The sequence below is a fragment of the Streptomyces sp. NPDC057486 genome (assembly GCF_042802415.1).
GTDB lineage: Bacteria > Actinomycetota > Actinomycetes > Streptomycetales > Streptomycetaceae > Streptomyces > Streptomyces yanii.
The window spans coordinates 1-6454 of sequence record NZ_JBHVEE010000246.1 but is presented as its reverse complement, the minus strand read 5'-3'; the positions used below and the strand labels follow the sequence as shown (position 1 = coordinate 6454).

Genomic DNA, 6454 nt, shown 5'->3' with positions numbered 1-6454 from the left:
TGCAACGTCGCACCCACGTCCGACGTACGGGTCGTGGTCATCGACTGCACCGACACCGGCGCATCCCCACCGACCGCCACCGACCCGACCTGGATCTTGCGGCTGACCCTCCGGTCGGCGAGCTTGGTCGGAACGGACGGCATTCCGAGAGAAATCGCAGTCATGCGCTGAGCATCCCCAAGGTGTGGATCAAGGTCCCGAGATCGGCGGGCTCCGACCTTCGAGGTTACGGCACCGGGGGGAGCCCGGAGCACACCGCATCCCGAAGTCCGTACAAACAGAGGCACCCGGCATCAGATGTACGCCTGGTCACCGCCTGTGGTTCACCGGGCTCGATCCGCCCGATTGTCGCGCCGGGGTCGTCCGTCGCGACGCGTGGCAGGCCGACGCGCCAGGCCGGGCAGACGCCGGGCCCCTGGGCGCGCCGGACCGGTCGACGCTCCGGGCCGGCCCATGTCTCGGGCCGGCCCTCCCTCGGGCCCGTCAGGAGATCTTGACCGGATTGACGATGTCGGCCACCAGGACGAGCAGGGTGAAGCAGATGAAGACACCGGCGACGACATAGGCGACCGGCATCAGCTTGGCCACGTCGAAGGGGCCGGGGTCGGGGCGCTTGAAGACCCGCGCCACATTGCGGCGCAGGGACTCCCAGAGCGCTCCCGCGATGTGCCCGCCGTCGAGCGGCAGCAGGGGCAGCATGTTGAAGAGGAACAGCGAGAGGTTGAAGCCGGCCAGCAGGAACAGCATCATCGCGATCTGGTTCGTCGCCGGGACGTCCAGCGTCATCACCTCGCCGCCGATCCTGGCCGCGCCCACGACGCCGACCGGGGAGTCGGCCGCTCGCTCGCCGTCACCGAAGGCTGCGCTCCACAGGTCCGGGATCTTGGACGGGAGGGCGATGATCGAGTCGACGCCGTTCTCGATCATGTCGCCCATGCGGACGACCGAGTCGTTGAAGGAGAGCGGAACGATCTCGGTCTGGGCTGCGAAGCCGAGATACCCGGCCGGGACGTACTTGCCGGGGATCACCTCGCCCTTGGAGTCCTTCTTGGCCACCGAGTTCTTCTGCAGCACGGCGTGGAGGGTCTTCTCCTGGCCATCGCGCTGGACCGTGAGGGTGGCCGGGCCGATGGTTTCGCGGATGCGGTCGGAGAGCGTGGCCCAGTCGTCCACCTTCTGACCGTCGAAGGCGACGATCCTGTCGCCCTTCTTCAGTCCGGCGGCCTGCGCGGGCGAGACCGGGTCGCTCTTCTTGCAGCTGTCCCGCTTCTCGCTCTGCGCGATCACGCATTTCTGGACGCCCGCGACCTCGGTGGTCTGCGTCTGGAAGCCGAAGGTCATCGCCACACCGAGGAAGATCGCTACAGCCAGGACCAGGTTCATGAACGGTCCGGCGAACATGACGATCACGCGCTTCCACGGCTTGCGCGTGTAGAAGAGGCGCTTCTCGTCACCCGGTTCGAGTTCCTCGAAAGCAGCCTCTCGGGCGTCCTCGATCATTCCTCGCCACGGCGAGGTGGAGCGCGCCTCGATCCGTCCGTCCGGACCGGGCGGAAACATGCCGATCATGCGGATGTAGCCACCGGCCGGGATCGCCTTGATCCCGTACTCCGTGTCGCCCTTCTTCCGCGACCAGATGGTCGGACCGAAGCCGACCATGTACTGCGGGACACGGATCCCGAAGAGCTTCGCGGTCGACAGGTGTCCCAGCTCGTGCCAGGCGATCGAGAACAGCAGGCCGATGACGAAGACGACGATGCCCAGAATCGTCAACAGGACCGTCGTAATACTCATGCGCGCGCCTCCGCTGTCGCTTTCGCCGAGAGTTCCCGAGCCCGGGCCCGTGCCCAGCTCTCCGCTTCCAGGACGTCTGCGACCGTGAGTGAAGTTCCCGTGGGAGGGGTGCCGTGTTCGGCCACCACCGCCGTGACCGTATCCATGATTCCGTTGAACGGCAGCTGTCCTGACAGGAAAGCGTCCACGCACTCCTCGTTGGCGGCGTTGAACACCGCCGGCGCGGTGCCGCCGAGCGCTCCTACGTGTCGGGCCAGGCCCACGGACGGGAAGGCGTCGTTGTCGAGCGGGAAGAACTCCCAGGTGGACGCCTTCGACCAGTCGAAAGCGGGTGCCGCGTCCGGGATGCGCTCCGGCCAGCCCAGGCCGATGGCGATCGGTCCGCGCATGTCCGGCGGGGTGGCCTGGGCGAGGGTGGAGCCGTCCGTGAACTCCACCATGGAGTGAACGTACGACTGGGGGTGGACGACGACCTCGATCCGGTCGAACGGGATGTCGTAGAGAAGGTGCGCCTCGATGACCTCCAGTCCCTTGTTGACCAGAGTGGCGGAGTTGATCGTGATCACCGGGCCCATGGCCCAGGTGGGGTGCGCGAGCGCCTGCTCGCGTGTGACGCTCGCCAGCTCGCTCCTCGTCCGTCCCCGGAACGGGCCGCCGGATGCGGTGACGACAAGCTTCCGGACATCGGCCCGGGTGCCGGCGGCGAGCGCCTGGAAGAGCGCGGCGTGCTCGGAGTCGACCGGGATGATCTGGCCCGGCTTGGCCAGGGCCTTCACCAGCGGCCCGCCCACGATCAGCGATTCCTTGTTGGCGAGGGCGAGCGTGCGGCCCGCCTCCAGCGCGGCGAGCGTGGGGGCCAGACCGATCGAGCCGGTGATTCCGTTGAGCACGGTGTGGCAGTCGCTCCCGGCGAGCTGCGTGGCGGCGTCGGGCCCCGCCAGGATCTCGGGCAGCAGCTCACCGGCCCCGTACTGCTCACGCAGCGCCTCGCGCAGGGCCGGCACCGCCTCCGGCGCGGCAACGGCCACGGTGCGCACCCTCAGCTGCCGGGCCTGCTCGGCCAGGAGGGCAACCCGGCCGCCCGCGGCGGAGAGCGCGGTGACGCGGAAGCGGTCGGGGTTACGCAACACCAGGTCGATGGCCTGGGTGCCGATGGACCCGGTGGAGCCGAGGATGACGAGATCCCGGCGTCCTTCCACTGCGTCGAAGACGAGGTGCGGGTCGGCGAGGGGGGCTGGGCTGTCGCTCATGCCCCCCATTGTTGCCGCATCGGCCCGGCAGGCGGACAGCGCGTCCCCGGAGACCTCCGGGAGGAGCAGCTCAGGAAGTGTTCCTGTGAATTCCGGCAGCCTCCGGGCGGCGGCCCACCAGGCGTCGACGTCCTCGCCCAGGGCGGCACGGGTGAGCGCCGTGGCGCGAGCATGGGCGGCTTCGACGGCTCCGGGCAGATCGAAGCGTTCCAGGTGACCGAGCCACCAGCTCTCGTCCAGGGCCCGGAGCGCCGGTGCGCCGTGGAGGATCACATCGTCGCCGGTGAGCAGGCCTGCGACCAGAGCCTGCTTGCGCCGGGCCGTTTGCGACCACCCCTCGATGTGTGCGAGGTCCGCGACTGCGGCGTCCCTGACCCGGTCGGCTTGACCGCCAAGGCGTGCCAGGTCGCGACCACGGGGCCGGGCGGCGCCTCGGCGACCCTCGTCGGGCACGGACAGGACGCGGTCGATCTCGCGTTGCACCGCAGCCCGCTCGGCGTCGTTCCACCGCAGCCCTCCCCGTACCTCAACGGTGGGCAGCAGCAGGGTGCGGTCGAGCGGGGCATGGTGTCGGACCAGTTCGGCGGGGGTGATCGCGCCGGTCCTGACCGCTCGCACGGCCGGGCGGTACCACCAGCGGCCGTACGAGCGAGTCCCCCGGGTGTCGAGAAGCGCGAGCACCACCTCGCGCGGGCACTCATCGCTCAGGATCAGCGCTTCGACGGCGCCCGGGGGCAGTGGCTCACGCCGGTGCTCGGCCACCAGCAGACCGAGGTGGAGGCGGTGCGGAGCGTCCAGGATCCGCAGGGCATGGCGAACGCGTTGATGGCCTCTCAAGAGTGAGATGAGCTCCCGGGTGCCCAGCTCGGGTACATGCGCGGCAGGAGCGATGGCACGACGCATGATGCCGGTGGTACGCCGGTGGGCATACACCGCTCGGTCCACCTCGTACTCCTGGTGTTCCAACAGCCTGAGCAGTACGCCTCGTTCGGTCTGTCTGTTGCGCGCCAGGGCGACTCGATCGCCGGTGGTTCCGCCGTCGAGTACGTACTCGACGACGGCCGGTGTCGTGGTGTGGCCGGCGAGGAGCTCCTCGCGCTGCTGTGTTTCGAGACGGTCCAGCAGTGCCGGGACGACGGCAGTGGGGGCGTGCCGGATCAACTGGGCGAGTGCGGAGATCATGATGCGCGGAACTTCGCCCACTGCGCGGCCATGACGTCCTGTGGAATGCCGCCCATGTCCATGACCTGTGCGGCCGGGGCGCAGTCACTGCCCTCGCCCGCGAGGCTGACGTGCGGCTGACACCTGGCTGGATCTGCGGTGCACGCATCGCTGGGCGGACCGTCGAGTGCGCAGGGGGAAGCTGTGTACTCACCGACGGCCTGGCCCTCGGTGAACGCGACCGCCTTCAGCTGCGCCTCGGTGAGCGTCTTCGGCGCGTGCGCCGCCGCAGAGGACGTGCCCTTCCTCGAGTCGTCGGACCGACCGGACGCCTCCTCGTTGCTGCACACGCCCGCACCCAGGGCCATAACGACCGCAACCATCACGGCCGGCGCTCGACGCCGCCGCCCACGTTGATCCCGCACACCGAACATCGCTGCCCCCATTTCGCTGCCGGTCCCCATGTCCCTTTGGTTCTGCCGTTCTGGATCAGGTCTCGCCCGATGCCCGATTGTGCTGCATGCCCGTGGTCCGGGCTCGCTCCGTCGACCACAGAAGCATCATGGACCGTTGCCGCCACGGACAGTGACCCTTCGTCAGGATCCTTCCTTACTTTCGTCAGGGGCGTCGGCGGCCGGTGATCGATGAAGCTGTGGTCATGCGAATCACTCACGTACGCACGCAATCGCGCTCCGCTCGCCGGGTCGACGTCGGTAGTTCAGGCAGTCCGGGTGATGGCGCCCCCATGCTCAGGCGTCGAGGACTCCCGGAGCGGCTACGTCGTCACGGGGTGAGCACACAGGCGCTTCCGCTCGGACCCGCTTCAGGTGAGGCAGCCGCTCCATGCGTCGGCTTCTTCGCCCGTCCGAACTCCGGAATTCGGCTTCTGGTGAGCTGACGGCAGAGGGGGTGGGCGGCGTGAACATGAAATCTCCCACGGGTGGCGTGGGCCCGGGAACCCTAACGGTTCGTGAGATCCGTGAAATCCGCGAACGCCTCATGGAACTGCGGGAACGTCTTCCGTACACAACCCGGGTCGTCGTAGGTGATGCCGGGAACGCGCAGACCGGCAACGGCGAACGACATGACGATGCGGTGGTCGCCGTGGGTGGCGATCTCGGTGGGGCGGGGTGTGCCGGGGTGGATCTCGATCCGGTCGGGGCCCGTATCGACGGTGATGCCCATGCGCCGGAGGTTCTCCGCGCAGGCTTCCAGACGGTCGCACTCCTTCACCCGGGTATTGCCGACATCCTCGATGCGCACAGGCCCCGAGGCAAAGGGGGCGAGCGCCGCCAGCGTCGGCATGGTGTCGGAGATGTCGCGCATATTCACGGTGAGGCCGGAGAGCTCGCCACCGGAGCGGACGGTTGTGGAATCGGCAGTGGTGCGCACATCGGCGCCCATGCGGCCCAGCACGTCGACGAACCGCAGGTCGCCCTGGAGTGCGTCCGTCCCGAGGCCGCGGACGGTGACCTCGTGCCCGGTGAGGGCTGCGGCGGCGAAGAAGTAGCCGGCGGTGGAGGCGTCGGGTTCGACGGTGTACGTAGTGGCCCGGTAACCGCCGGGCGGCACGGTGAAGACATTGTTGTCGTGGCCGCTGCGGGCCACCTCGACGCCGAAGCTGCGCATCATCGCGAGGGTGATCTCGATGTACGGGGCGGAGACCAGGTCGGTGACGGTGATCCGGAGTCCTTCCGCGGTCAGCGGCCCGAGCATCAGGAGTGCGGTCAGGTACTGGGAGGACTGCCCCGCGTCCAGGGTGAGTGCGCCTCCCTTGATCCCGGCGGCGACGATCCGCAGCGGATGGTGGCCTTCGACAGCCTCATGATGCAGCTCGACGCCGAGCGTACGCAGGGCCTCGGTGAGCGGGGCAAGTGGGCGGCGGCGCATCTGCGCGGAGGCGTCGAAGCGGTACGTGCCGGTGGCTGCGGCTGCGGCTGCGGCAAGGGTCGGCAGGAAGCGGGCCGTGGTGGCGCCGTCGCGACAGTAGATGTCGGCCTCGGTGGTGGCGGGTCCGGCCGGGCGGCCCCCGATGTGCCAGCGGTCCGCTTCCTGCGCGACCTCGTAACCGAGGGACGAAAGGCCCTCGGCAAAGCCCTCGGTGTCATCCGAGCGCAGTGGGCGCACGAGGGTGGTGATGCCGTCCGCGGCAGCAGCCAGGAACAGGGCGCGTGCGGTGACGGATTTGGAACCGGGGATGTCGATGACGGTCACGGGATCCCATCCTGCCGTGCGGCACACGGCCGGGC

Annotated in this window: 5 protein-coding genes; all 5 read right to left on the bottom strand. The window is 69.0% G+C overall.

Features of this window, described 5'->3' with window-relative positions:
• Window positions 1-164 (bottom strand): flavodoxin-dependent (E)-4-hydroxy-3-methylbut-2-enyl-diphosphate synthase (locus tag ACFU6I_RS47345; protein ID WP_356646833.1); only part of this gene is annotated, 164 nt, incomplete at its 3' end.
• A gap of 319 nt (window positions 165-483) precedes the next feature.
• A complete protein-coding gene (locus tag ACFU6I_RS47340; RefSeq protein ID WP_384380454.1) occupies window positions 484-1794 on the bottom strand; it encodes a M50 family metallopeptidase in 1311 nt (436 codons plus the stop codon).
• Complete coding sequence (gene dxr / locus ACFU6I_RS47335; protein WP_384380460.1) at window positions 1791-3044, bottom strand: 1-deoxy-D-xylulose-5-phosphate reductoisomerase; 1254 nt, start codon at window positions 3042-3044, stop codon at window positions 1791-1793. Before dxr ends, ACFU6I_RS47340 begins: the two co-directional genes overlap by 4 nt.
• Window positions 3045-4222: 1178 nt before the next feature.
• Entirely contained in the window at window positions 4223-4555 is a 333-nt protein-coding gene (locus ACFU6I_RS47330; protein ID WP_384380451.1) for a hypothetical protein, read from the bottom strand.
• 610 nt (window positions 4556-5165) lie between these two features.
• A complete protein-coding gene (gene aroA / locus ACFU6I_RS47325) occupies window positions 5166-6419 on the bottom strand; it encodes a 3-phosphoshikimate 1-carboxyvinyltransferase (protein WP_384380457.1) in 1254 nt (417 codons plus the stop codon).
• Window positions 6420-6454 lie beyond the last annotated feature (35 nt).